Source organism: Staphylococcus warneri, assembly GCF_900636385.1.
Lineage (GTDB): Bacteria > Bacillota > Bacilli > Staphylococcales > Staphylococcaceae > Staphylococcus > Staphylococcus warneri.
Genome location: NZ_LR134269.1, coordinates 968,872 through 993,408 on the forward strand (window position 1 = coordinate 968,872; position 24,537 = coordinate 993,408).

Consider the following 24,537-nt stretch of genomic DNA (forward strand, 5'->3'; position numbering starts at 1 on the left):
GAATGATTTTGAGTAAGAATGTAGCAATCATCGGTGCAGGTATAACCGGCTTAACAAGTGCTTACTATATGAAAAAACAAAATCCTCATTTAAATGTAACCATTTATGAGGCAACCAATCGACCAGGTGGAAAAATCCAAACATACCGTAAAGATGGCTATACGATTGAATTAGGCCCAGAGTCTTATTTAGGTAGAAAAACGATTATGACTGATATAGCTAATGAAATTGGATTAGGTAATGATTTAATTACCAATACGACAGGTCAATCATACATTTATGCTAAAAATAAATTATATCCGATACCGGGTGGTTCTATTATGGGCATACCAACGGATATTAAACCTTTTATCAAAACTAAATTAATTTCACCATTAGGTAAACTTAGAGCTGGATTAGATTTATTTAAAAAGCCTATCGAGATAGAAGATGACATTTCAGTAGGTGATTTCTTTAGACAACGTTTAGGTGATGAAGTTCTTGAGAATTTAATTGAACCACTAATGGGTGGTATCTATGGTACAAATATAGATGACTTAAGTTTAATGAGTACATTTCCCAATTTTAAAGAAAAAGAAGAAGCCTTTGGTAGCTTAATTAAAGGTATGAAAGATGAAAAAGAACAACGTATTAAACAACGTCAATTATACCCAGGTGCGCCTAAAGGACAATTTAAACAGTTCAAGCATGGTTTAAGCTCATTTATCGAAGCACTTGAAGAAGCTGTTAAAAATCAAGGTGTAGACATTCAATATAACACTAAAGTTGAAGATATTATTGTATCTCAAAGAGACTATCAAGTGGTTGTTGATGGTAAAAATGAAGTATATGATGGTGTATTAGTCACTACACCTCAACAAGTGTTTATGCAATGGTTCAATCATGATCCAGCGTTTGATTATTTCAATACGATGGATTCAACAACAGTGGCAACAGTTGTCCTAGCATTTGATGAAAAAGATATTGAAAATACTTATGATGGTACTGGTTTTGTAATTGCTAGAACAAGTAATACAGATATTACGGCATGTACATGGACATCTAAAAAATGGCCATTTACAACACCAGAAGGCAAAGTTTTAATAAGAGCTTATGTTGGTAAACCAGGTGATACTGTTGTGGATGATCACACAGATGAAGAAATTGTTTCTATAGTACGTCGTGATTTAAAACAAATGATGACATTTAAAGGTGATCCTGAATTCACAATAGTCAATCGATTACCGAAAAGTATGCCTCAATACCATGTAGGTCACATTAAACAAATTAGAAAAATTCAAGAACATATTAAACGAACTTATCCGCGATTAAAAATTACAGGGGCGCCATTTGAAGCGGTTGGCCTACCTGATTGTATCCAACAAGGTCATAATGCGGTTGATGAAATGCTAGAGGAATTACGTTAATACGTTTTATAATTTAATTAAAGCACTTTAAAAGGATAACAATGTCTTTTTAAAGTGCTTTTGATATAGAATAAAGATAAATACGTTCATGATAAAGACTGCTACTTAATCTAGAAGTGAGGTTGATAAAAATGACAGATGTCATCATTGTTCATTCAAGTGTAGGAAATGCACATAATCATTGGTATGAATGGTTAGGTCACAATTTAACGTTAGAAGGATATAAAGTCTCTCTTTTTAATTTAGAAGCTAATACTTCTGCTAAAATTGATATGTGGGTTAAGCAAATGCAACAACAATTAAATGTAAGAAAGAAAGATACATATTTTGTAACACATGGATTTGGAACGATAGCGACTTTGAAATTTATAGAAACATTAGAACAAAATGTTGAAGGGCTATTCAGTATTGCTGGTTTTAAAGATGATGCAGTAGACATAGATGAAAATATTGATTTACATGGAGTAACGATTAATTATGAACGAGTTAAAAGTAAAGTAGATCATTTTTATGGTTTGAGTTCTAAAAATGATACACATGTTTCATATAAAGAAACGAAGCGACTTATGGATACCTTAGATGGACGTATGAGAGTTGTTGAAGATGGTGGCCATTTTATGGAAGAGGATGGTTTTACTACATTCACATCACTACAAAATCGTATGCAAGGATTTATGACGCAATAGGGTAGGGAAATTAATAATATAATTTTAAATATGCGCCGTACTTATTTAGAATAGATAAGTATGGCGTTAGTCATTTGATATTGTGATCCATTTAGTAGCAGTAAGGGACGAAAAACAGAAAACATGAAAAATAGAAGATGATCATTTAATAGAAAAGGTATCAATATTGGATGAAAGTTAATATAATAGAAGGCCATTTAGACACTTTTGTTATAAAATGAAATCAAGTAGTAATTTTTACACATTTTAATTTGGAATTAATATTGACTAATAGTAACAAACTTAATATACTAATAAAGTGTTAAGCGAGAGCGTATTAAAGCAACTTGAACGTATCGATTGTTTTATTAATTCAAACAATGTAAATTTAGTTTTAAAAAAGTGTTGACTTTATTAAGCTAATGATGGTACAATAATCAAGTAGTCAAAAATAATATTATCGCGGGATGGAGCAGTTCGGTAGCTCGTCGGGCTCATAACCCGAAGGTCGGTGGTTCAAATCCGCCTCCCGCAATACATAGTTTTAATAGGTCTCGTAGTGTAGCGGTTAACACGCCTGCCTGTCACGCAGGAGATCGCGGGTTCGATTCCCGTCGAGACCGCCATTATTAATATTATGGTTCAGTAGCTCAGTTGGTAGAGCAATGGATTGAAGCTCCATGTGTCGGCAGTTCGACTCTGTCCTGAACCATTCGTCATTTTTGGCGGTTGTGGCGAAGTGGTTAACGCATCGGATTGTGGTTCCGACATTCGAGGGTTCGATTCCCTTCAACCGCCCCATAATCGTATTACATTTCACATGCGGGTGTAGTTTAATGGCAAAACCTCAGCCTTCCAAGCTGATGTTGTGGGTTCGATTCCCATCACCCGCTCCATTATTATTCCACAGTAGCTCAGTGGTAGAGCTATCGGCTGTTAACCGATCGGTCGTAGGTTCGAGTCCTACCTGTGGAGCCATGGCTCCTTGGTCAAGCGGTTAAGACACCGCCCTTTCACGGCGGTAACACGGGTTCGAGTCCCGTAGGAGTCATACAAACAGAAGTGAAATATCGCTTCTGTTTTTTTATTTATCATATTATGATGGAGAGTTGTCCGAGCTGGCCGAAGGAGCACGCCTGGAAAGTGTGTAGGCGCCACAAGCGTCTCGAGGGTTCGAATCCCTCACTCTCCGTAAAAACGCCTAGAATGGTTTTAATCCATTCTAGGCTTATTTTTGTTTTCTTTTAAATTAGGCATTAATTTGAGGATAAGAGAATTTAAATGAAAGTCTAAATTCTAATAAAAGTGAGTAAAGTTGCCCAATCAAAAATTGAAGACCATAAAGAAAGACAACCACACAACGTTAAAAAAAGAAATAAAACATTAGAATTATATATTGAGAAATAAAATAAAAATGTTATAATATATATATAAGTCAACGACCATGCGTGGACTTTAAAACAAAATACATTAATTACAGTAGCCGTCTTACTATGAGGCAAGGCGTAATAATGAATATCATAGTATTATGCAGGATTGAGTTTTGTACTCTTCCTCCTTTTTTAATTTAAAGAGGTACATCATGAGAATTTATACAATTAAACAAAAAATTATATTATAGAGATTGAAGTATTACTATTTCAATCTCTATTTTTTTTATGGATAAATTCAAATGAAAGTTATAAGAGAAGTCAATATGATTATGAGTCACTGTTTAACAATATAATAAATGTTAGTAATCACCAGATTTGGGATTATAAAAATAGAAGGGGTTAAGGTTATCAGAAATTTTGCAATTGATTTTGAAAACATTGCAATTATTTTATGTCTGTTTATAATTTCAAAGTCATATATGAAGCATATCTGAGTATCTTAGTAACAATAATATTTATAATATATTCTTTTTCATTCAAACTTTGTCTACCAATTAAATAAAACTATATCCACATAATCCACATATAGCATATCAAACATATAAGAAAAACCCTAAAGCGATACGATAAGGTATGCTTTAGGGCCATAGGATTATGGAACTTGAGTTCCAGGATGATCATGATGCAGATTATTTGTTACCAAATAAACCTTTGAAGAAATCTACTGCTTTTTTGATAAGATCTGTGATAAATTGCATTGTGATTCACCTCCTATAATTTGTATCTTTAATATAAATCTTTTTTAATCTTTTTAGGGATTTTTTTCTTATTTTATATACGTATTTCCCAAGGTGTAGTTTTTATAATTTAAAAGGACATTCTTGAATGCAAGGGTGTAGATATACATTTATTTCTACATACTTTATTTAGAAATTTAAGATTTGACCACTGATAGATTCAATTAAAATCGTTATAATTAAATATGTAATGATAAATGGAGGAATGACTCGTGGACTTTTGGTTAAAAGAACAATCTATCAAGAATAAAAATAAAATAGCTGTGACTGATGGACAACACTCGCTTACATTCAAAGCTTTATATGATGAAGCGCATGGACTTTCACAACATTTAAACCAATTATCTCAGTCAAGAATTGGTTTACATATTAATAATCGAATTGAGTCATTGATTTTAATACATGCATGTTGGCTTGCTAATATTGAAATTGCGATGATTAATACTCGGTTAACGACTAATGAAATGATTGCTCAAATGAATTCAATCGATGTTAATACAATTATCACAACGACATCTTTAGAATTAGAAGGTTTTAATATATACAATATTGAGGAAATTCAGCTTTTAAATCAAATAGAAGATCAAATGAATATTTTTAAATTAGAAAATATCGCATCAATCATGTTTACATCGGGTACGACTGGTCCACAAAAGGCTGTGCCTCAAACGTTTAAGAATCATCTAGCAAGTGCAGAAGGATGTAAAAGGAGCTTAGGATATAGTCAACAATCTAAATGGTTATCTGTACTCCCGATTTATCATATATCAGGTTTGAGTGTGATATTACGTAGTGTGATGGAAGGATTTACTGTCAGACTATTAGAGAAATATAATACAGAAAATATGCTTGATATTATTAAAAATGAAGATATTACTCATGTGTCACTTGTGCCACAAACATTAAAATGGTTAATGGATGCAGGTTTAGAAAAGCCATATCAATTAGAAAAGATTCTGTTAGGTGGCGCAAAGCTTTCTTCAAATTTAATTCAACAAGCATTAGATTATCGCTTGCCTATTTATAATTCGTTTGGAATGACTGAAACATGTTCACAATTTTTAACTGCGACACCAGATATGTTGGCTCAACGATATGATACAGTTGGTAAACCGAGTGATAATGTCAAAGTTAAAATTAAAGATGCTGATCAAAATGGTCACGGTGAATTACTCATAAAAGGGGTAAATGTAATGAATGGTTATTTATATCCTTCTAATTTAACAGATACATTTGAAGATGGCTTTTTTAAAACAGGTGATATTGCTGAAATTGACGATGATGGCTTCGTTATGATTTATGATCGTCGTAAAGACTTAATCATTAGTGGTGGAGAAAATATCTATCCATACCAAATTGAATCTGTAGCTAAACATTTTCCTGAAATTGAAGACGCCGTATGTATTGGTCAAAATGATGACACTTGGGGTCAAGTACCGGTACTATATTATATCGCCCAAGACCACTTTGATAAAAATGATTTACAACAACATTTCTCCACACATTTAGCTAAATATAAAATACCTAAAGCCTTTTATGAAGTAAATGAATTACCATATACTTCAACAGGTAAACTACAAAGAAATAAAGTGATGTCAAAGGAATCTGAAAATGAAGATTAATGAGTTGAAGTTTTACTTGTATAGTCAGGCATTTAAATCACCTATTGTGACACCTAAAGTGTCATTAGACAAAAGAGAATGTTTAATCATCGAACTGATTACTGAAACAGGTGATACGTATTTTGGTGAGTGCAACGCCTTTAAAACACCATGGTACGATAAGGAAACTATATCTTCTGTTAAACAACAGATCGAACAGTGGTTTGTATCAATTAAGAATAAGGATGTATATTCATTTGAAGAATGGCAGTCGCTATTGAACACATTAAATCATTGTCCGGCAGCCCGCAGTACAGTTGTCATGGCGTTATATCAAATGTATTATAAACTTAAAGCATTTAAGGTTGAATATGGTGCTACCGTCAGTGGATGGAGTGATGCCCAATTTGCGACGTTAAAGCAAACGCAACCTAAACGTATAAAAGTGAAATATTCAAATCAATTAATTTCTGATATTAATAAATTAAAGTCATTAGAATTTCCATTTGATATTGTCATCGATGCAAATGAGTCACTCGATATCAATCAATACCAAGAAATAAATAAAGATATGAATCAAAATATATTATATATAGAAGAACCGTTTGCTAATATTAATACCTTAAAACAGTTTGATAATGAACCGCAATTACCTATTGCAATTGATGAAAAGGCAACATCAATTGATGATATTCAGTTTATTGTTTCGCATTATCAAATTGATACTGTTGTACTCAAGCCGTTTAGATTAGGTGGTATTGACCGTGTTATAGAAACCATTGATTATCTAAAAAATAGGGGTATTAATATTGTTGTAGGTGGTATGTATGAATACGGATTGAGTCGTTATTTTACTGCAATGTTATCTCAATATGGTGATTATCCTGGTGATGTGACGCCAGCAGGCTATTATTTTGAAAATGACTTTGTGGAAAATGAAGGTATTTTAAAAGAGGGAATGATTGAATTCATTCCCCCTGTAGTAGATAGAAGTAAATTAGAATGTATTAATGGTGATGTTTAGACTTATTTTTAGCAAGCGGTACTGGGTCATAGCCACCTTTATGTAGTGGATGGCATTTGAGTATGCGTCGAATGCCTAAATATAATCCTTTGAAAGCACCATGATATTGAATCGCTTCACGCGTATATTCTGAACATGTAGGATAAAAGCGACATGTAGGTGGTGTTAATGGAGAAATATAGCGTTGATAAAAATGTATCAAGGCTAAGAATATTTTTTTCATAAAAAAGCCTCCAACCAGAATTTTGAATACAGTTATTTTAACATATTATAAAGGAATGTGATGTACTTGAAGTTTTTAGATAAAGACCAAAGAGAAGTGCAGTTAACATATAAAGCGAATACAGATAATCCAACAGGTAATCACGTTCTTGCAATACCAGTATACCAAGGGAAGTTATTATTTACTCGACATAAAAATAGAGGTATTGAATTTCCTGGCGGCAAAAGGGAACATGGAGAATCAAGCATTGATGCTATCCAGCGTGAATTATATGAAGAAACCGGTGCATTTATAGAAGAAATACAGTACATTGCTCAATATACTGTGAAAACTAACGATGCCTCTAGGTTTGTCAAAGATGTTTATTTTATTCAAGTTTCATCTTTAGCCAATCGAACTGACTATTTAGAAACAGATGGCCCTTGTCTTTTTACTTCTATAGAAGACATACCATATAGTGAACGTAGTTTTTTGCTACAAGATGACGCCATTTTACACTGTTTTGAAAGGGTGATTTCACTTGGACTTTATTAAAACGAAAAGAATGCCGATTGAAATAGCTACGCACCAGTTTGATGAAATCACTTATGATGTTGATCATCTAAAAGTGAAGGCACTAATGATGACACCATATAGTAAAGTTAATAGAATAGTGGTTTATTTAAGAGGCGGAAAAGGACAAGTTGGTCGGGTACGAGCAGCTCGCTTAATGCAATTTGCTAATGAACAGACACTTGTTGTGGGTCCTTATTATAGAGGTAATAATGGTAGTGAAGGTAAAGATGAGTTTTATCGAGGAGATTTAAATGATGTCACTGAACTTATACGCATATTACATTCAAAATATCCCAACGCGTTTATACATATGATTGGATTTTCTCGTGGTGGGTTGCAAGGCTTGCTAACATTTCAAGATTTACCAGTTGATAGTTATATCATTTGGGGTGGTGTTTCTGATATACATTTAATGTATGAAGAGCGTGTGGATTTAAGAGGGATGCTGAGAAGAATGGTTGGGCACCCTAAAAAAGATCATGAAGCATATGAAGTTAGAGAAGCGATACAATATATTACACCGCAAAGTCCACCGATTTTAATTGTACATGGTGGTAAAGATAAACAGGTAGGTATTCATCAAGCTTATTATCTAGAACGACGATTGAAAGACATTGGTGTGCATTATGATACACTTTATCAAATGGAAGAAGGACATGTACCTCGACCATTTGCTTTAAAAGAAACTTTAAAGTACATACATAAATGGATGACTCAAATAGAAATAAACAAAAAATAGGGAGTGGGACAGAAATAATAAAGAACCACTAATCATTGAATATGAAGTGGTTCTTACGCATTAGCCACAGCTAATGTGTACTTTAAAATAGGAATACATGAGTGAAACTCATGCATAAGAAATACTAATTTCTAAAGAAAAAGTATTTCTTTATCGTTGTCCATCCCCAACTTGCATTGTCTGTAGATTTTCTTTTCGAAATTCTCTATGTTTGGGGCCCGTCCCCCCGGCAAGGTTGACTAGAAATGAAAAAGCTTGGTACATTAGACCGTCTTTGTAATTCATTACTTAGACGGTTTTATGCATGAACTTTTAAGTTCATGTATACCTCTTAAACTTAATCTGAACACATGAGTTAATACTCATGTGTAAGTCATTCTAATTTCTTTAAGAAAAAGAATGACTTTACAGTCAACTACTGCCTAAATATGAATGTAACTTGAAATATATATTTATGTCCCAGCCTGTTTTACTTTTATTTATTGAAAGCACCTTTGTCAGAAATGTGTTCGACTTCAGGGCCGAATTTTTTGAAGTTATCTTCAAATCTTTGGATAAGATCATTTGCTTGTGCTTTATATTTTTCAGCGTCGCTCCAAGCATTGATAGGATTTAAGATTGTTTTTGGTACATCTTTAATTTCAACTGGAATATTTAAACCAAATGTTGAGTCTTTTGTAAACTCTGCATCTTTTAATTTCCCTGAGATAGCTTGGTTAACCATTTGACGCGTATAGTGTAAACTAATTCTTCTACCAACACCATATTTACCGCCAGTCCATCCAGTGTTAACTAAATAAACATCAACATCATGTTTATCAATTAATTCTCCTAAAAGATCTGCATAAACTGTAGGATGAAGTGGTAAGAAAGGTGCGCCGAAACAAGTAGAGAATGATGGTTCAGGTTCTGTTACACCACGTTCTGTACCTGCTAATTTAGACGTGAAACCACTTAAGAAATGATACATTGCTTGATCTTTATTTAATTTTGAAATTGGAGGAATCACTCCAAATGCATCTGCAGTTAAAAAGATAATCGTATTAGGATGTGCTGCTTTTGAAGGTAATACAATATTATCAATATGATGAATAGGATAAGCTGCTCTTGTATTTTCAGTGAATTTATTATCATCGAAATCAACAGTACCGTCTTCTTTAACGACTGTGTTTTCTAAGATAGTGCCGTATTCAATAGCATCATAAATTTGTGGCTCTTTTTCTTTTGAAAGATTGATTGCTTTTGCATAACAACCACCTTCAATGTTGAACACGCCATTTTTATTCCAACCATGTTCATCGTCACCGATTAATTTTCTTTCAGGATCAGCTGACAACGTTGTTTTACCTGTACCTGATAAACCAAAGAATAGTGCTACATCGCCTTTTTCTCCCACGTTAGCAGAGCAATGCATACTCATAATATCTTGCATAGGTAATAGGTAATTCATTACTGAAAAGATACCTTTTTTCATTTCCCCAGCATATTCTGTACCACCGATTAAAATCACTTTATGTTTAAATGACACAATGACAAACGTTTCAGTCTTCGTGCCATCAACTTCAGGATCAGCTTTGAAATGTGGTGCAGATACAATTGTAAAGTTAGGTTTGATTGATTTTGCTTCTTCTTTAGATTCAGGACGAATGAACATGTTATGTGCAAATAAATTATGCCATGCTAATTCGTTAATGACAGTTAATTTCAAACGTGAATCTTTATCACTACCTGCGTAACCATTAAAAACATATAATTCGTCTTTCTTGCCTAAGTAGTCTAATACTTTATTGTAAAGCTTTAAAAATGTTTCTTCATCGATAGGTTGATTGACGTCTCCCCAATCTACATTATCTCTATATGAAGGTTCAGTAACGATAAACTTATCCTTAGGTGAGCGGCCAGTGTATTTACCAGTGCTAGCATTAATAGCACCTAATTCAGTAAGTTCACCTTCATTATTATCTAATATTTTATTGTAAAGTTGAGTTGTTGATAGTTGAAACTTTGTTGATGGTTTTTCTAATAATTGTTTAATTTTAGTCGTTTCAGAGTATGTATCAATCGACATACTTAATCCCTCCAGATAGTTATAATGTAAGCCTTTACATTTCAATAGTATAACATATCAATTTAATTAATCCACCGTAAATTATTACTAAAATAACTTAAATCATAAATTGACATTAATTCTCTTATTAGGTAGTATTAATTTTAACGGATTCTCTTATCCTGAGTGGTGGAGGGACATGGACCCAATGAAACCCAGCAACCTCTTTTTACATATAAAAAGAAAGGTGCCAAACCGTTTGCAGACGTATAATGTCTGAACGATAAGAGCGAATGGACGTATAAGAGCCTTCACTCTATCTAGGTAGTAGTAGAAGGCTCTTTTATTTAGCTCAAATAAAAGAGAATTATCGTAATATATTTTAAAAGGAGCAAAACATGACTAACAATAAACGATTATTTACTTCAGAATCAGTAACTGAAGGACATCCAGATAAAATTGCTGATCAGGTATCTGATGCAATCTTAGACGAAATTCTTAAAGACGACCCTAATGCACGTGTGGCTTGTGAGACTACAGTGACAACTGGAATGGCATTAATTTCAGGTGAAATATCAACGACGACATATGTTGATATTCCGAAAGTTGTAAGAGAGACCATTAAAGAAATTGGTTATACACGTGCTAAATATGGTTACGATTCACAAACGATGGCCGTTTTAACTGCCATTGATGAACAATCACCAGATATCGCTCAAGGTGTTGATACAGCATTAGAATACCGTGATGATATTTCTGAAGAAGAAATTGAAGCAACTGGTGCAGGTGACCAAGGATTAATGTTTGGTTATGCTACAAACGAAACAGATACTTATATGCCGTTACCTATTTTCTTATCTCATCAATTAGCGAAACGTCTATCAGATGTACGTAAAGATGACATTATAGACTATTTACGTCCGGATGGTAAGGTTCAGGTCACTGTAGAATATGATGAAAATGATAAACCTAAACGTATTGATACTATTGTTGTGTCAACGCAACACGCTGAAGATAAATCTTTAGAAGAAATTCAAGAGGATATTAAAAAACATGTTATTTATCCAACTGTTCCAGAATCATTAATGGATGATAAGACAAAATTCTATATTAATCCTACAGGACGTTTTGTAATCGGTGGACCACAAGGGGATGCTGGATTAACAGGACGTAAAATTATCGTGGATACGTATGGTGGTTATGCACGCCATGGTGGTGGTTGCTTCAGTGGTAAGGATCCAACTAAAGTAGACCGTTCTGCTGCTTATGCTGCTAGATATGTAGCGAAGAATATTGTTGCTGCAGAATTAGCTGAACAATGTGAAGTCCAACTTGCATACGCAATAGGTGTAGCTGAACCAGTATCAATAGCTATAGATACCTTCGGAACAGGTAAAGTAACAGAGGCTGAATTAGTTGAAGCGGTTAGAGCAAACTTTGATTTAAGACCAGCTGGTATCATTAAAATGTTGGATTTAAAACAACCTATTTATAAACAAACCGCTGCATATGGTCATTTCGGACGTACTGACGTATTATTACCATGGGAAAAATTAGATAAAGTCAACGTTTTAAAAGATACGATTAACAAAGTTTAAACGAAATAACTTATGGGATGTTTGAAATATAATAAGATAAATTGCGACTAAATGTCGAAAATGTCATCATTATGTTTTATAATTAGTTGTATTGATCATATAAAAGGAGCGTTGATGTGATGAGTTTATCTTCACCTATTGGTATAGGGTTAATTGTTGCAGTAGTCATTGCATTTATCTTTTTTGTACTATTTTTAATTGCTTTAAATAGTAAGAAAAAGATTAAGCAACAAACAGAAGAAGAATACCAACAAAAAGAACAAAGTATAAAGGCATCTCATGAAGAAGCTTTAGAAAAAGAACGTATTGAGAATAAAAAGGCAGTTACGAAACAAAAAGAAGATTATGAAGCTACAGTAAATAGTAAAGAAAGAGAAATTGATGCATTAAAGCTATTCTCTAAAAACCATAGTGAATATGTAACTGATATGCGATTAATTGGTATTCGTGAGCGTTTAGTCAATGAAAAACGTATTCGTCCTGAAGATATGCATATCATGGCTAATATTTTCCTACCAACAAATGAATTAAATAAAATTGAAAGAATTAGTCATCTCGTTCTTACTCGTACTGGTTTATATATTATTGACTCTCAATTACTAAAAGGTCATGTATATAATGGGATTAGCGGTGCTCAGTTTTCTGAGTTACCAACTATGGAACAAGTATTTAATACGTTGGAATTAGATCAATCAACACCACAAACATTAGTACTTGATCAAAATAATGATCAAAAATCATTATCATTTATAAACTATTCAGACGAAATTCAACAAATACAGAATGTAGCAGGTGACTTACAAAGTAAATTAAATACAAAGTATACACCAACGTCTATTCTTTACTTTAATCCTAAAAATGATGGGGATGTTACTATTTCGAACTATGCTCAAAATAGTAATGTCAAAGTATTAGTTGGACCAGAACAACTTGATGAATTCTTTAACAAATTTGTATTCCATGGACGTATTCAATATAATGTCGACGATTTACAACAAATCATGGAACAAATTGAATCCTTTAATTAAATTTCAACTAAGCTAGTAGAGGTTTTAACTCTACTAGCTTTTTTAGTTTTGAGCACAGAAATTGAATTTTATATGACTTACGTTTAATCTAAGTTTGATTTACTTTCATAGGGTATAGAAATAATGAAATTGTATTTAAGGAGTGGGAATGTATGGACAATATTAAATTTTATAATGGACACACGATGCCGAAAGTTGGTCTAGGTACATTTAGAGTAGAAAATAATGATGATTGTACAAAAGCTGTTAAATACGCAATTGAAAATGGATATAGAAGTATCGATACAGCAAAGGTATATGGTAATGAAGAAAAAGTAGGCCAAGGTATTAAAGAAGGACTTGAATCCACTGGTTTAAAACGTGAGGATTTATTTATTACTTCAAAATTATGGTTAGAAGATTTTGGTAGAGAAAATGTTGAACAAGCTTATGAAAATAGTTTGAAAAGATTAGACTTAGATTATCTAGATTTATATTTAATGCATTGGCCAGGTACGAATGAAGCACTAATGATAGATACATGGCAAGGTATGGAAGATTTATATAAACAAGAGCGTGTTAAAAACATTGGAGTGAGTAACTTTAATGTAGATCATTTTGAAGCATTATTGGCTCAAGTATCTATTAAACCAGTCATCAATCAAGTTGAATTCCACCCATACTTAACTCAAAAAGAGTTAAGACAATATTTAGATGTTCAAAATATCGTGATGGAATCTTGGTCACCATTAATGAATGCTCAAATATTGGATGATGAAATAGTTAATCAGGTAGCACAAGAAGTTGGGCAAACGCCAGCACAAGTGATTATTAGATGGAACTATCAACATCAAGTAGTAACAATCCCTAAATCTGTGACACCACACCGTATAGATGAAAATCTAAATATATTAGATTTTGAATTGAATGATGACCAAATGAAAAAATTAGATGACCTTAATCAAAATAAAAGAATTGGACCTGATCCATCAGAATTTAATGGCCAATAAAAAAGACAAAACCACGTCCTCAAATTGAAAGGGGGGACGTGGTTTTAATATATCATCAACTATTGAAATAAATGATAAGCCCAATAACAACTTAAAAATGCGCCTACAAATTGCAAGAGTGTATAAATAATAAAAGGTATAGGCTTAAATTTAGGTGATACCATGCCTACAAGTTCATTAGATAAGGTTGAAAATGTTGTTAATCCGCCTAAAATACCTGTGATGAAGAATGAATTTATCCAATTGATGTGCAGTGATAATCCAGATACGGTGCCAATTAACACACATCCCATAATATTAACTATCAATGTACCCACAGGTAATTTGGTAATAAATTGATTGAAGTAATTTGATATTATCGCACGGATCATCGCACCGATGCCGCCACCAAGCATAACTAATATCATTGTCTTTATCATAACTGCTCACCTAATTTCTTACCTAGTAAACATAAAAGAATGCAAAGGATGTAACTTATCAAAGCATAAATGATTAATAACGCCCATTGTTGCTGATTATACATTTGAACGAGTTCGAATTGAAATGTAGAAAATGTAGTCAATGCACCCATGAATCCAGTAGTGACGGCTTTTTTTAATAAAGGATTGTTGTTAAATAGCTTAATTGTTAAAGCCGACAAAAATCCCATAAAAAAGCCACCTATTAAATTGGCGCTTAATGTGCCTATAGGTATGTCATGTCCATGATTAAAGAAAGAAAACAGATATCTCAATAATGCACCAAAGGCACCACCGATAAAAATATAAAAATATTGCATTTTCAAAAGTCCTTTCAATTTAATCTGTTTTAAAATATAAAATCATATATCTTGAGTTAGTTGAATGTCATATATAAAACTAAATCAACCAATTCTCATAGAAAAGGTTGATTTGAATAAATCCACACTACGTTATCCATTAAAAAAGGAAACCATAGGTATGTAATGAGGATAAAATATGAATGATAATTACGATGAAAATAAGAATAGGTAAAAACTTACTGGCAATTCTTATCCAATCTTGCTTTTCACGCGCGTGTTTGATAGATTTATCTGCAAATATCACTGAAGCAATCAATATAATGACATTGATCACACTACATGCAATGACCAGTTTAACGAATGAACCTAAAACACTATTCAATAAAGGATTATTTGTATTAAAGAAAAAGCTTATCGCTAATAATATTAATGTAATATAAAAGTAGATTTTTGATTTTGACATGCGCATCCTCCTAGATGGTTATCATTACAATATACTACCATTTTTTAGGATATGAGAATAGTATAAATTAATATAAAAAATGCGTTGAAAATCGAAATCCTATGATATAGGCAAATAATTCGCTTACATTTCAAAAGCATGTTATAAATTATTTATAAATAATTAATGAAGTTATGTTAAATTAAAGCATTTACATACTTAAATATAGTAATCAATAACATTAAATCAATGTTATCGATTAAGGAGGAATTCATTATGAGACAATTAAACGTAGAAGTATTTGCTGACGGTGCAGATATCGAAGAAATGAAAGCAGCATACAAAAACAAACAGGTTGATGGATTTACAACTAATCCTAGTTTAATGGCAAAAGCTGGCGTAACAGATTATAAAGCATTTGCTGAAGAAGCAGTGAGAGAAATTCCGGATGCTTCAATTTCATTTGAAGTATTCGCAGATGATTTAGAAACAATGGAAAAAGAAGCTGAAATCTTAAAACAATATGGTGATAATGTATTTGTTAAAATTCCTATTGTTACAACTGATGGTACGTCTACCATTCCATTAATTAAAGCTTTATCAGCTAAACAAGTAAGACTGAATGTAACTGCTGTTTATACGATTGAACAAGTTAAACAAATTACTGAAGCTGTAACTGAAGGGGTACCAACATATGTATCTGTATTTGCTGGTCGTATCGCCGACACTGGTGTAGATCCATTACCATTGATGAAGGAAGCTGTCGAAATTACACATAGTAAAAAAGGCGTTAAATTATTATGGGCTAGTTGCCGTGAATTATTTAATGTAATGCAAGCTGATGAAATTGGTGCTGATATCATTACATGTCCTGCAGATGTTGTTAAGAAGGTCAATAATAATTTAGGTAGAGATGTCGAAGGACTATCTATTGATACAGTCAAAGGCTTTGCTAAAGATATTCAAAGTTCAGGGTTATCTATTTTATAAATAATCATAAAATGATAGAAGATGAAGAATGAGTCAAAATAGTAGCCAATCGCACGTACATATTTTCAACTTTTATTTTAAGTAAACAATGTACGTTAGATTGGCTTTTCTTATTAAGATTTTTAATTTTGAATTGAATGATTGTTCAAAGTCATCTATGATATATAAATAACCAATTAGAGTAGAGGTGCAATTCTAGCTATGGATAAAAAGACATTTAGTGCTAGAGTAAAAAAGCAATTATGGTTCTTAAATAATAATGAAAAAGAACAACTTAATCAGGAATTGAACCAATTGGATGAACATGAGACTGATGTTTTAAATAAGCCTGTCAAATTTTCAAATCAATTTTTAAGAACTCAAGTATTTAGACAAAAAAATATAAGTTCATTTAGTCTAATTCTATTATTGATGGGAATCGTTTTTACATATGTGATATTATTAGGTGGCTTTCTATTTGGATTAATTACAAGTCTCACAGCTGTTAATTATTTTATTAATCCACAAGTCACTTTATCAACAGTAACAGTGATATTAATTATCGTAGGTGCGATTCTATTGATGATTATTTCTCTGTTCTTAATTAAGAAAGTAACTGCATTTTTTACTAAAAAGTTATTAGAATATAAATTTAATAAGCAGAATACGAATGTGTAATCAAATGGCAAAGAAGTAAGCTTTCTTGCCATTTTTTTATTATAGAAGTGTAAGGTTCGTCTACTACTAGAGATTTAGTATTAGAAAACTGTATGAGTGTGGCATCGCTTTTTGATTGAATTCCAATAATATAGTATGCATTAATATAAATTTGAATAGGAGAACGATGATTTTTAAGAGGGAACAAGATAAGTGTCTCATTAACGTAAAGAGGTATCTTTTTATTAATTTGAAGTAGTCGTTTAGCAAGTTTCTTTTGAAGCGGTAATGATTTTTGATGTAATTCTAATAGATATATTAATGTATTATTGATAGTAAGCGGTAGTGAAATGGCATATTGTTGATAATGACATCGAGTAACACTTTTTGGACCTATCTCTGTTTCAATATATAATAATTGAGATGTTGTAATTTGATTCATGTTGTCATTCCTTTTCTAGGTTGTATTGTAAATGCTGCATAATTTTGGATTGAGTTACTTTTTTAATTTTCTTAATAGTTGATATAGAAAGATGCATTATATTTGCGATTTCAAATTGTTTATAACCCAATAATTTTAAATCTAACCATTGTTTTTCTTGATTATTTAATAGATAATAAATGTCTTGCAAAAGTAATGCATCTTCGTTTAAAAATTGAATGGGTTCATTTTTTGAGTAGACAGTTGTATCAATATTTATAGTAGATAATTTTTTGTTTTCTTTGCGAAATATATCGATAAGATAATAGTTTAGCCTAATAAAAAGATAAGAGGATAATTTGTGAGATTTTGAGGGTTGATAATTATGAGTTAAGTGCCATAATTGGATTAACAGTAATTGATAAAACTCGTCATAATTATAAGTGATTTGGTATCTTTTTAACAAATAATGTATGATTTTGTTGTACTCTTGATAGATAATCTTGAATTCCAAAGTTTTCTCCTATTTATGTACATAAAGCGTTTTTCCGGATAAAATGAATTTAAAATATTTAATAAAAAATTTCATTTGCTTAATTGTAAAAATAGGTGTTAAATAGTAAGCATAGAAAATAACTAGGTATTTAAATTTTACAATTACATTGTCGTATTGTTTAAATAGAGCAAAGTTTGATAGGAGGTACGTATGGATTACGCACACTTAAATTTAGAACATTTTTTCGCACGCAATGACGATTTAGATCGAATTAAAGATCGCTCAGATTTTGTAATGATTAATAATTTTACTAATGAAATGAAATATAGAGATGGTGAAATTGAAGGAACAATTGATTTAAATCAATATTTTTATAAAAATAGATCACAAGCTGTAAGTTTTATCATGATGGAATATAAAAATCATAATAAATAATGGTAAAGGTTTAGACATAGAAATTGAATTGACACTATCATATGTAAATTGCATGCATATAATTCGTGCATCATTTTCCTGAAGATAGTGTCAATATTGTTGTCTAAATCTTTTTCATCTCAAAAGTTTCATTTTTATTACTTTTTATTTATGAATTTGTAACAAAGTATATATTAAATTGTGAATCAGAATTAATAATGTTAAACTTTATTATCGTAATACAATTGAAAAGAATAACAACATTGACCTAAGAGGTGTGAATATGACGAAGCACAAAAAGGGATCTATTGTTGCAATTTTAGGATTGCTGATTATCTTTGTAATTGGAGCAATTATCTTTTTCTCAATGGTTTCTGACCAAATCTTCTTTAAACACGTAAAAGAAGAACAGAAGATTGAGAAATTAGATGTAACTTTAGATAAAGCCGCAAAGAAACAAATAGATAACTATACGAGTCAACAAGTATCGAATAAAAACAATGATGCGTGGAGAGATGCATCATCAACTGAAATAAAATCAGCTATGGATAGTAGTCAATTTATCGATAGTGACGTACAAAAATATCAGTTTTTAGATTTATCTAAATATCAAGGTATTGATGAAAAAAGAATTAAGCGTATGTTAGTTGATCGACCAACTTTATTGAAACATACTGATGACTTTACAAAAGCAGCGAAAGATAAACATGTAAATGAAGTTTATTTAATTTCACATGCGTTATTAGAAACAGGTGCTGCTAAGAGTGAATTATCTAAAGGTGTAGAAATTGATGGTAAGAAATACTACAACTTTTACGGTGTAGGAGCATTAGACAAAGATCCTGTTAAGACAGGTGCTGAATATGCTAAAAAACATGGTTGGGACACACCTCAAAAAGCCATTTATGGTGGTGCTGATTTCATTCATAATCATTTCTTAAAACATGAAGATCAAGATACACTATACAGTATGAGATGGAATCCTAAGAATCCTGGTGAACATCAATATGCAACTGACATTAAATGGGCTGAAAGTAATGCCACTATCATCGCGGATTTTTATAAAGATATGAAAACTGAAGGTAAATATTTCAAGTTATATGTTTATAAAGATGATAAAGATCATTTGAAGAAATAATGAAGCTAATATGGAAAAATGCCTGCAACGGTAATAACTGTTGTAGGCATTTTTGTATACGTTAACTGTATTATTCAGCTTTATTATGACGTGTCATCCATAAAAATATTATAATAGTGAGTGCTATGATTTTAGAAATTAATTTCATTTCATCACCTCTTAGAAAGATTTTATCACAAATTATAAAGGATTAAATTGTTGAAGATTAGGATATATATGAGTAAATATGAAAGTCTAATTTTTGATAATCTATGAACTTGAAAAAGGAATTATTAAGAAAAATTATCACAGAAATAGATTTTAGATAAAGGATGATATAACAATGCGAGTAGCTATAATAGGAATGGGCACAGCCGGTGTCAGTGTTTTACGTCAACTTGTCAAACATGACCATTTTGAAAAATTAAAAGTAGATGTGTATGATGACCGCAATAATATGGGACAGGGTGTTCCTTTTCAAAATGATAGTAGTGAATTACTTATTAATATGCCGTCTAAAAAAATGAGTTTAAATTTAGATGATGATGAAGAGTTTTGGAAATGGTATCAACATCAGCAAGAATTTGAATTCGATAATCCTACATATTTACCACGTTTTGTATTTGGACATTATATGAAATCATATTTATCCAAATTTGATGATCAATATGAAAATATAACAATTATCAATCATAAAGTACGTGAAATATTTACGACTTCAAAAGTAGACGAAACAAATCTTAAATATTACGTTTGTACCTCAGATGATATGAAAGAATGGCGAGAATATGATTACTTATTTTTAACCTTTGGTACATTTGCATATCACGATCCATATCATTTAAAAGGTATAAAAGGGTTTAAACCGACACCTTACCCTACATACAATTCATTAGATGATGTAAATGAAGATGATAGAATTGCAATTCTTGGTACTGGTCTAGCAAGTCTAGATGTTATTCGATATGTCACTGCACATCACCCTAGATTGCCTATTTTAATGACTAGTCGATCTGCCAATTTACCTAGTGTAAGAGGTCAAATGGTAGATATAGAATTTACACATTTAACAAAACAAAAGTTTAATGATTTACAGGCACAGAATTATGGGAATGTCCCATTAGATATAGCAGTAGATTTATTTTTAAAAGAATGTAGCGACTATGGTATAGATTTTGAAAAATTAATCAATAGAAGAACTGGAAATCATATTAATGATTTAAAGTTTGATTTAGAACATGAAAAGGAAATGGGAATTTTCCAAAGTATAATTGAATACTTAAAGGAAAATTTAAATTGGATTTGGAATAGTTTAAGTTTTGAAGATCAACAAATATTCCAAGAGAAATATACTAAAATGATTCAACTCAATTCTAATCCAATGCCTCCTAGAACTGCGAAATTACTTATTGAGTTATTAGAAAAAGAGGCGTTGATTATCCGTAAAAATTTAAAAAATGTATATCATGAGGACGGATTATTCCATTTACAATATGAAAATGAGAATGACATTGAAGATTTTAATGTAGTCATTAATGCAACTGGATCTAAAAACCATTTATCTGAGCTAGATGAAGATGACCAATTAATTCGTAATTTAGAAAATAGGCAAATTGTACAATCTCATCCCATGGGTGGTATACAAATTATTCCTGAAACGAACCAGGTTATTAGTCCTAGATTTGGTACTTTAACTAATGTCATAGCGATAGGACAAATGACAAATGGCGTCAATAAACTTAGAAACGGTGTCAAAATGATTGTTAACCAAGTGGCTAATGCAGTTGATAGATTGTATGACACTCAACAAGACTTTGAAAATATAAACGAAGAGAGCATTTAGCGTTGATTAATGATATTCGGTTATTTTTAAATCCATATTTTATTTAAAAGAGAAACAAAATCCGATGATTTAATTTAAAAGTATTACTTTAATTAAGTACAATGTATAGTAATTGTATTTTTGAAAAAGGTGTAGTATGATTTGAATTGTAGTAAATCAGAATACAATACTCAATTAACCTTTAACAATTTCATATAAAATTCTTTCGGGGCAGGGTGAAATTCCCAACCGGCAGTGATATGAGCCTGCGACCTGCTAACATTTGTTAGTGGCTGATCTAGTGAAATTCTAGAGCCGACAGTTAAAGTCTGGATGGGAGAAAGAATGACGTTTATCGACATTAACATATATTTGTATAAGTATGTGTATTAATAAGTATATTTTTATTTTTTAGATATAAATATGCTTGTTTAAAAATATATGATTTCGCCTTATGCCTTGAAATGTATCATTTCATTGGTGTAAGGCTTTTTAATTTTAGAGGTGATATTTTGAGTAAATTTATGAATTATGCTATTCAACTTGCACAAATGGTTGATGGACAAACAGGTGTTAATCCTCCTGTAGGTTCGGTTGTCGTCAAAGACGGTAGAATAGTTGGTATTGGTGCTCACTTACGAAAAGGTGATAAACATGCTGAAGTTCAAGCTTTAGACATGGCACAATCAGAAGCAAAAGGTGCGACAATATATGTATCATTAGAACCATGTACACATCATGGTTCAACGCCACCATGTGTAGATAAAATCATCGAAGCAGGTATTCAAAAAGTCATTTATGCTGTTAAAGATACTACACTCATTTCAAAAGGTGATGACATATTGAAGAATGCAGGCATTGAAGTTGAATTTCAATATAATGCCGTTGCAGCCCAACTTTATCAAGATTTCTTCACTGCTAAAAGGAATGGCATTCCCGAATTAACTGTGAAAGTTTCTGCTAGTTTAGATGGTAAACAAGCTACCGATGATGGCGAGAGTAAGTGGATTACTAATAAGGATGTAAAAAAAGATGTTTATCAATTACGTCATAGTCACGATGCAGTATTAACCGGACGTAAAACGATAGAAGCTGACGATCCTTTGTACACGACAAGGATAGCTGACGGTAAACATCCAATTCGTGTCATACTTAGTAAAAGTGGCAAATTAGATTTTGGTCAACAACTATTTCACGACAACGCTTCTCCCATTTGGATCTATACAGAAAATAAAAATTTAACAGTAGACAATAGTAATGTAACTATTATATATATGGAACAATGTGAGATTAAATCTATTTTAAAAGATTTATATCATAAAGGTATCGGGAAACTGTTAGTCGAAGCAGGTCCCGAAATTACTTCAGAATTTCTCCAATCAGATCATTTAGATCACCTTGTACTTTATTTTGCCCCGAAAATAATAGGTGGTTCTGGTAAGAATCAATTTTTCCAAACTGACCAAATTATATCATTACCAGATACAACTCAATTTGAAATTGTTAATTCCACGTTAATACATCAAAATATTAAATTAGTTTTGAGAAAGAAGTGATTGCAAATGTTTACAGGCATCATTGAAGAAATAGGAACGGTACAAGAAGTTCGTAATCAAAATTCAGTTCGAACATTAGTAATTACTGCCGAAAAAATACTAGAAGACATGCATATTGGTGATTCAATTAGTGTGAACGGTGCGTGTTTGACTGTCATTGATTTTGATGACCAAACATTTTCTGTTCAAGTGATTAAAGGCACAGAAAATAAAACTTACCTCTCTGATGTTCAACGCCATACGAAAGTTAATTTAGAAAGAGCGATGAGTGGAAACGGCAGATTTGGTGGTCACTTTGTGTTAGGTCATGTTGATCATTTAGGAACGATTTCTAAAATTAATGAATCTGCCAATTCAATGATTATCCAAATTAAAGCATCCAAATCCATACTTAATCAAATGGTTAAACAAGGATCGATAACAGTTGATGGTACAAGTTTAACGATTTTCGATCTTCATTCAGATGCTTTTGATATACATTTGATTCCTGAAACAAGACGTTCCACCATCTTATCTAGTAAAAAAGTGGGAGATAACGTACATTTAGAATCAGATGTATTATTCAAATATGTTGAAAATATTTTAAATCATAATCAATCGAGTTTAACAGAAGAAAAACTAAAAGCATTTGGTTTTTAGGGGAGGCAATAAACATGAAGTTCGACAGTATTGAATTAGCCTTAAAAGCTTTAAAACAAGGTGAAAGTATTATTGTAGTTGATGATGAAGATAGAGAAAATGAAGGCGACTTAATAGCAATAACTGAATGGATGAAAGACGATACGATTAATTTCATGGCTAGAGAAGGTCGTGGGTTAATTTGTACACCTATCAGTTCAAGTATTAGTGAACGCCTAGAGCTCCATCCGATGGAATCACATAACTCAGACGTGTATGGGACAAATTTTACTGTAAGTATTGACCATAAGAATACAACAACAGGTATCAGTGCGAATGAGAGAACACTAACTGCAAGAGCACTAATCGAAGAGCATGCAAAAGCTTCAGATTTTAACCGTCCAGGTCACTTATTTCCTTTAATTGCTAAAGATAATGGTGTGTTAGAAAGAAATGGGCATACAGAGGCGGCAGTAGATCTTGCTAAATTAACAGGTGCTAAACCTGCAGGTGTAATTTGTGAAATTATGAATAATGATGGGTCTATGGCTAAGGGTGAAGATCTTCAAGCATTTAAAGAGAAACATCAATTAGTTATGATTACGATTGAAAGTTTAATAGAATATCGTCAAGTTAATGAATCACATGTAAATCTTAATGCGAAAGTAAAAATGCCAACCGATTTTGGTACATTTGATATGTATGGTTTTACAACTGATTATAGTGAAGAAGAAATCGTCGTTATAACTAAAGGTGATATTAGATCACATGAAAATGTGCGTATCCATTCTGCATGCCTTACGGGTGATATTTTCCATAGCCAACGATGTGATTGTGGTGCTCAATTAGAAGCTTCGATGAATTATATAGAACAAAACGGTGGAATGATTATCTATTTACCTCAAGAAGGGCGTGGCATAGGACTCATGAATAAATTACGTGCCTATGAATTAATTGAAAAAGGTTATGATACTGTTACAGCTAATTTAGCATTAGGATTCGATGAAGATTTACGAGATTATAATATAGCTGCACAGATTCTTAAATATTTTGAAATAGAAAAAGTAAATTTATTAAGTAATAATCCGAAGAAATTTGAAGGATTAAAAGAATATGGCATTAATATTCAACAACGTATAGAAGTGATTGTACCAGAAACACAATATAATCATGACTATATGACAACTAAAAAAGAAAAAATGGGACATTTAATTTAGGAG

At 31.8% G+C, this 24,537-nt stretch carries 25 protein-coding genes, 8 tRNA genes and 2 riboswitches; of the genes, 25 read left to right on the forward strand and 8 right to left on the reverse strand.

Annotated features, from left to right (window positions below; translation table 11 throughout):
- Positions 1 to 8 precede the first annotated feature (8 nt).
- The 10 genes from hemY to EL082_RS04880 all read left to right on the forward strand — a co-directional run bounded on the left by hemY (position 9) and on the right by EL082_RS04880 (position 3,263).
- Positions 9 to 1,406, forward strand: a complete 1,398-nt coding sequence (gene hemY / locus EL082_RS04835; RefSeq protein WP_015364876.1) for a protoporphyrinogen oxidase — start codon at positions 9 to 11, stop codon at positions 1,404 to 1,406.
- A gap of 131 nt (positions 1,407 to 1,537) precedes the next feature.
- Positions 1,538 to 2,092, forward strand: a complete 555-nt coding sequence (locus tag EL082_RS04840; protein WP_049416186.1) for an RBBP9/YdeN family alpha/beta hydrolase — start codon at positions 1,538 to 1,540, stop codon at positions 2,090 to 2,092.
- A gap of 440 nt (positions 2,093 to 2,532) precedes the next feature.
- Positions 2,533 to 2,606 (forward strand) — tRNA-Met (locus EL082_RS04845).
- Positions 2,607 to 2,621: 15 nt separating this feature from the next.
- Positions 2,622 to 2,697: transfer RNA gene (locus EL082_RS04850), tRNA-Asp, on the forward strand.
- Positions 2,698 to 2,710: 13 nt separating this feature from the next.
- Positions 2,711 to 2,783, forward strand: a tRNA-Phe gene (locus tag EL082_RS04855).
- 13 nt (positions 2,784 to 2,796) lie between these two features.
- Positions 2,797 to 2,872, forward strand: a tRNA-His gene (locus tag EL082_RS04860).
- Between the two features lie 21 nt (positions 2,873 to 2,893).
- Positions 2,894 to 2,967 (forward strand) — tRNA-Gly (locus EL082_RS04865).
- A 7-nt stretch (positions 2,968 to 2,974) separates the two neighbouring features.
- Positions 2,975 to 3,049 (forward strand) — tRNA-Asn (locus EL082_RS04870).
- Position 3,050: 1 nt separating this feature from the next.
- Positions 3,051 to 3,122 (forward strand) — tRNA-Glu (locus tag EL082_RS04875).
- A gap of 52 nt (positions 3,123 to 3,174) precedes the next feature.
- Positions 3,175 to 3,263: transfer RNA gene (locus EL082_RS04880), tRNA-Ser, on the forward strand.
- Between the two features lie 870 nt (positions 3,264 to 4,133).
- On the opposite strand, the gene EL082_RS12160 is transcribed toward EL082_RS04880, so the two are convergent.
- On the reverse strand, positions 4,134 to 4,202 hold the full coding sequence (locus EL082_RS12160) for an epsilon family phenol-soluble modulin (protein ID WP_100066984.1): 69 nt from the start codon (positions 4,200 to 4,202) through the stop codon (positions 4,134 to 4,136).
- A 251-nt stretch (positions 4,203 to 4,453) separates the two neighbouring features.
- On the opposite strand from EL082_RS12160, the gene menE reads away from it, so the two are divergent.
- Positions 4,454 to 5,863: an o-succinylbenzoate--CoA ligase gene (gene menE / locus EL082_RS04890; protein ID WP_002466826.1), complete on the forward strand. Its 1,410-nt coding sequence runs from the start codon at positions 4,454 to 4,456 to the stop codon at positions 5,861 to 5,863.
- A complete protein-coding gene (menC, locus tag EL082_RS04895) occupies positions 5,853 to 6,866 on the forward strand; it encodes an o-succinylbenzoate synthase (RefSeq protein ID WP_002466818.1) in 1,014 nt (337 codons plus the stop codon). The genes menE and menC overlap by 11 nt, the downstream gene beginning before the upstream one ends.
- Here the strand turns inward: menC and yidD are convergent.
- Positions 6,850 to 7,089 (reverse strand): membrane protein insertion efficiency factor YidD, encoded by a 240-nt coding sequence (gene yidD / locus EL082_RS04900; RefSeq protein WP_002452125.1) that lies wholly within the window; start codon positions 7,087 to 7,089, stop codon positions 6,850 to 6,852. The genes menC and yidD overlap by 17 nt on opposite strands.
- A gap of 60 nt (positions 7,090 to 7,149) precedes the next feature.
- On the opposite strand from yidD, the gene ytkD reads away from it, so the two are divergent.
- Together ytkD and EL082_RS04910 are read left to right on the forward strand one after the other, a co-directional pair.
- The gene (ytkD, locus tag EL082_RS04905; protein WP_049414668.1) at positions 7,150 to 7,623 is read left to right on the forward strand and encodes an RNA deprotection pyrophosphohydrolase; all 474 of its coding nucleotides are present in this window, start codon (positions 7,150 to 7,152) and stop codon (positions 7,621 to 7,623) included.
- Between the two features lie 10 nt (positions 7,624 to 7,633).
- Positions 7,634 to 8,383, forward strand: a complete 750-nt coding sequence (locus EL082_RS04910) for an alpha/beta hydrolase family protein (RefSeq protein WP_161767517.1) — start codon at positions 7,634 to 7,636, stop codon at positions 8,381 to 8,383.
- A 475-nt stretch (positions 8,384 to 8,858) separates the two neighbouring features.
- Here the strand turns inward: EL082_RS04910 and pckA are convergent, their stop codons facing one another.
- Positions 8,859 to 10,451 (reverse strand): phosphoenolpyruvate carboxykinase (ATP), encoded by a 1,593-nt coding sequence (gene pckA / locus EL082_RS04915; RefSeq protein ID WP_002466245.1) that lies wholly within the window; start codon positions 10,449 to 10,451, stop codon positions 8,859 to 8,861.
- A 153-nt stretch (positions 10,452 to 10,604) separates the two neighbouring features.
- Positions 10,605 to 10,720, forward strand: a riboswitch (SAM riboswitch).
- 108 nt (positions 10,721 to 10,828) lie between these two features.
- On the opposite strand from pckA, the gene metK reads away from it, so the two are divergent.
- The 3 genes from metK (at position 10,829) to EL082_RS04930 (ending at position 14,045) form a co-directional block, all read left to right on the forward strand.
- A complete protein-coding gene (gene metK, locus EL082_RS04920; RefSeq protein ID WP_015364877.1) occupies positions 10,829 to 12,028 on the forward strand; it encodes a methionine adenosyltransferase in 1,200 nt (399 codons plus the stop codon).
- A gap of 119 nt (positions 12,029 to 12,147) precedes the next feature.
- On the forward strand, positions 12,148 to 13,056 hold the full coding sequence (locus tag EL082_RS04925) for an NERD domain-containing protein (protein ID WP_002466230.1): 909 nt from the start codon (positions 12,148 to 12,150) through the stop codon (positions 13,054 to 13,056).
- 152 nt (positions 13,057 to 13,208) lie between these two features.
- Positions 13,209 to 14,045 carry an aldo/keto reductase gene (locus EL082_RS04930; protein ID WP_002466227.1) on the forward strand — a complete coding sequence of 279 codons (837 nt, stop codon included), beginning with the start codon at positions 13,209 to 13,211 and terminating at the stop codon, positions 14,043 to 14,045.
- A gap of 59 nt (positions 14,046 to 14,104) precedes the next feature.
- Here EL082_RS04930 and EL082_RS04935 read toward each other — a convergent pair whose 3' ends face one another.
- The 3 genes from EL082_RS04935 to EL082_RS04945 form a co-directional block, all read right to left on the reverse strand.
- Complete coding sequence (locus EL082_RS04935; protein ID WP_026088921.1) at positions 14,105 to 14,461, reverse strand: fluoride efflux transporter FluC; 357 nt, start codon at positions 14,459 to 14,461, stop codon at positions 14,105 to 14,107.
- A complete protein-coding gene (crcB, locus tag EL082_RS04940) occupies positions 14,461 to 14,823 on the reverse strand; it encodes a fluoride efflux transporter CrcB (RefSeq protein WP_002466225.1) in 363 nt (120 codons plus the stop codon). The genes EL082_RS04935 and crcB overlap by 1 nt, the downstream gene beginning before the upstream one ends.
- A gap of 139 nt (positions 14,824 to 14,962) precedes the next feature.
- Positions 14,963 to 15,268: a hypothetical protein gene (locus tag EL082_RS04945; RefSeq protein WP_002466223.1), complete on the reverse strand. Its 306-nt coding sequence runs from the start codon at positions 15,266 to 15,268 to the stop codon at positions 14,963 to 14,965.
- Between the two features lie 255 nt (positions 15,269 to 15,523).
- Here EL082_RS04945 and EL082_RS04950 point away from each other — a divergent pair, with 255 nt between their 5' ends.
- Positions 15,524 to 16,237, forward strand: coding sequence for a transaldolase (locus EL082_RS04950; RefSeq protein ID WP_002466243.1), 714 nt, complete (start codon positions 15,524 to 15,526; stop codon positions 16,235 to 16,237).
- A gap of 201 nt (positions 16,238 to 16,438) precedes the next feature.
- Positions 16,439 to 16,894, forward strand: a complete 456-nt coding sequence (locus EL082_RS04955) for a hypothetical protein (RefSeq protein WP_002466233.1) — start codon at positions 16,439 to 16,441, stop codon at positions 16,892 to 16,894.
- Here the strand turns inward: EL082_RS04955 and EL082_RS04960 are convergent.
- Positions 16,869 to 17,315 carry a competence protein ComK gene (locus EL082_RS04960; RefSeq protein ID WP_002466246.1) on the reverse strand — a complete coding sequence of 149 codons (447 nt, stop codon included), beginning with the start codon at positions 17,313 to 17,315 and terminating at the stop codon, positions 16,869 to 16,871. The two genes, EL082_RS04955 and EL082_RS04960, sit on opposite strands and share 26 nt — an antisense overlap.
- Positions 17,316 to 17,319: 4 nt before the next feature.
- Entirely contained in the window at positions 17,320 to 17,808 is a 489-nt protein-coding gene (locus tag EL082_RS04965; protein WP_002466234.1) for a sigma-70 family RNA polymerase sigma factor, read from the reverse strand.
- Between the two features lie 192 nt (positions 17,809 to 18,000).
- On the opposite strand from EL082_RS04965, the gene EL082_RS04970 reads away from it, so the two are divergent.
- From EL082_RS04970 to ribB, 6 genes are all read left to right on the forward strand, one after another.
- A complete protein-coding gene (locus tag EL082_RS04970) occupies positions 18,001 to 18,225 on the forward strand; it encodes a hypothetical protein (protein ID WP_015364880.1) in 225 nt (74 codons plus the stop codon).
- 262 nt (positions 18,226 to 18,487) lie between these two features.
- On the forward strand, positions 18,488 to 19,342 hold the full coding sequence (gene sagB / locus EL082_RS04975) for a peptidoglycan release complex glucosaminidase SagB (RefSeq protein ID WP_015364881.1): 855 nt from the start codon (positions 18,488 to 18,490) through the stop codon (positions 19,340 to 19,342).
- Between the two features lie 322 nt (positions 19,343 to 19,664).
- Complete coding sequence (locus EL082_RS04980; protein WP_002466241.1) at positions 19,665 to 21,164, forward strand: FAD/NAD(P)-binding protein; 1,500 nt, start codon at positions 19,665 to 19,667, stop codon at positions 21,162 to 21,164.
- 197 nt (positions 21,165 to 21,361) lie between these two features.
- Positions 21,362 to 21,492: riboswitch (FMN riboswitch) on the forward strand.
- 163 nt (positions 21,493 to 21,655) lie between these two features.
- Positions 21,656 to 22,699, forward strand: a complete 1,044-nt coding sequence (ribD, locus tag EL082_RS04985; protein ID WP_002466226.1) for a bifunctional diaminohydroxyphosphoribosylaminopyrimidine deaminase/5-amino-6-(5-phosphoribosylamino)uracil reductase RibD — start codon at positions 21,656 to 21,658, stop codon at positions 22,697 to 22,699.
- A gap of 6 nt (positions 22,700 to 22,705) precedes the next feature.
- On the forward strand, positions 22,706 to 23,338 hold the full coding sequence (ribE, locus tag EL082_RS04990; RefSeq protein ID WP_002466238.1) for a riboflavin synthase: 633 nt from the start codon (positions 22,706 to 22,708) through the stop codon (positions 23,336 to 23,338).
- Between the two features lie 14 nt (positions 23,339 to 23,352).
- Positions 23,353 to 24,534 carry a 3,4-dihydroxy-2-butanone-4-phosphate synthase gene (gene ribB, locus EL082_RS04995; RefSeq protein ID WP_015364882.1) on the forward strand — a complete coding sequence of 394 codons (1,182 nt, stop codon included), beginning with the start codon at positions 23,353 to 23,355 and terminating at the stop codon, positions 24,532 to 24,534.
- The last annotated feature ends 3 nt before the right edge of the window (positions 24,535 to 24,537 follow it).

Excerpts from the sequence above, each read along its gene's own strand:
- menC (WP_002466818.1), top strand. The coding sequence starts at position 5,853 with ATGAAGATTAATGAGTTGAAGTTTTACTTGTATAGTCAGGCATTTAAA.
- EL082_RS04980 (WP_002466241.1), top strand. The coding sequence starts at position 19,665 with ATGCGAGTAGCTATAATAGGAATGGGCACAGCCGGTGTCAGTGTTTTA.
- ribB (WP_015364882.1), top strand. The coding sequence starts at position 23,353 with ATGAAGTTCGACAGTATTGAATTAGCCTTAAAAGCTTTAAAACAAGGT.
- EL082_RS04960 (WP_002466246.1), bottom strand. The coding sequence starts at position 17,315 with ATGAATCAAATTACAACATCTCAATTATTATATATTGAAACAGAGATA.
- EL082_RS04950 (WP_002466243.1), top strand. The coding sequence starts at position 15,524 with ATGAGACAATTAAACGTAGAAGTATTTGCTGACGGTGCAGATATCGAA.
- ytkD (WP_049414668.1), top strand. The coding sequence starts at position 7,150 with ATGTACTTGAAGTTTTTAGATAAAGACCAAAGAGAAGTGCAGTTAACA.
- crcB (WP_002466225.1), bottom strand. The coding sequence starts at position 14,823 with ATGCAATATTTTTATATTTTTATCGGTGGTGCCTTTGGTGCATTATTG.
- metK (WP_015364877.1), top strand. The coding sequence starts at position 10,829 with ATGACTAACAATAAACGATTATTTACTTCAGAATCAGTAACTGAAGGA.
- ribE (WP_002466238.1), top strand. The coding sequence starts at position 22,706 with ATGTTTACAGGCATCATTGAAGAAATAGGAACGGTACAAGAAGTTCGT.
- EL082_RS04910 (WP_161767517.1), top strand. The coding sequence starts at position 7,634 with ATGCCGATTGAAATAGCTACGCACCAGTTTGATGAAATCACTTATGAT.
- EL082_RS04840 (WP_049416186.1), top strand. The coding sequence starts at position 1,538 with ATGACAGATGTCATCATTGTTCATTCAAGTGTAGGAAATGCACATAAT.
- EL082_RS04970 (WP_015364880.1), top strand. The coding sequence starts at position 18,001 with ATGGATTACGCACACTTAAATTTAGAACATTTTTTCGCACGCAATGAC.
- EL082_RS04945 (WP_002466223.1), bottom strand. The coding sequence starts at position 15,268 with ATGTCAAAATCAAAAATCTACTTTTATATTACATTAATATTATTAGCG.
- EL082_RS04955 (WP_002466233.1), top strand. The coding sequence starts at position 16,439 with ATGGATAAAAAGACATTTAGTGCTAGAGTAAAAAAGCAATTATGGTTC.
- EL082_RS04925 (WP_002466230.1), top strand. The coding sequence starts at position 12,148 with ATGAGTTTATCTTCACCTATTGGTATAGGGTTAATTGTTGCAGTAGTC.
- EL082_RS04930 (WP_002466227.1), top strand. The coding sequence starts at position 13,209 with ATGGACAATATTAAATTTTATAATGGACACACGATGCCGAAAGTTGGT.
- sagB (WP_015364881.1), top strand. The coding sequence starts at position 18,488 with ATGACGAAGCACAAAAAGGGATCTATTGTTGCAATTTTAGGATTGCTG.
- yidD (WP_002452125.1), bottom strand. The coding sequence starts at position 7,089 with ATGAAAAAAATATTCTTAGCCTTGATACATTTTTATCAACGCTATATT.
- pckA (WP_002466245.1), bottom strand. The coding sequence starts at position 10,451 with ATGTCGATTGATACATACTCTGAAACGACTAAAATTAAACAATTATTA.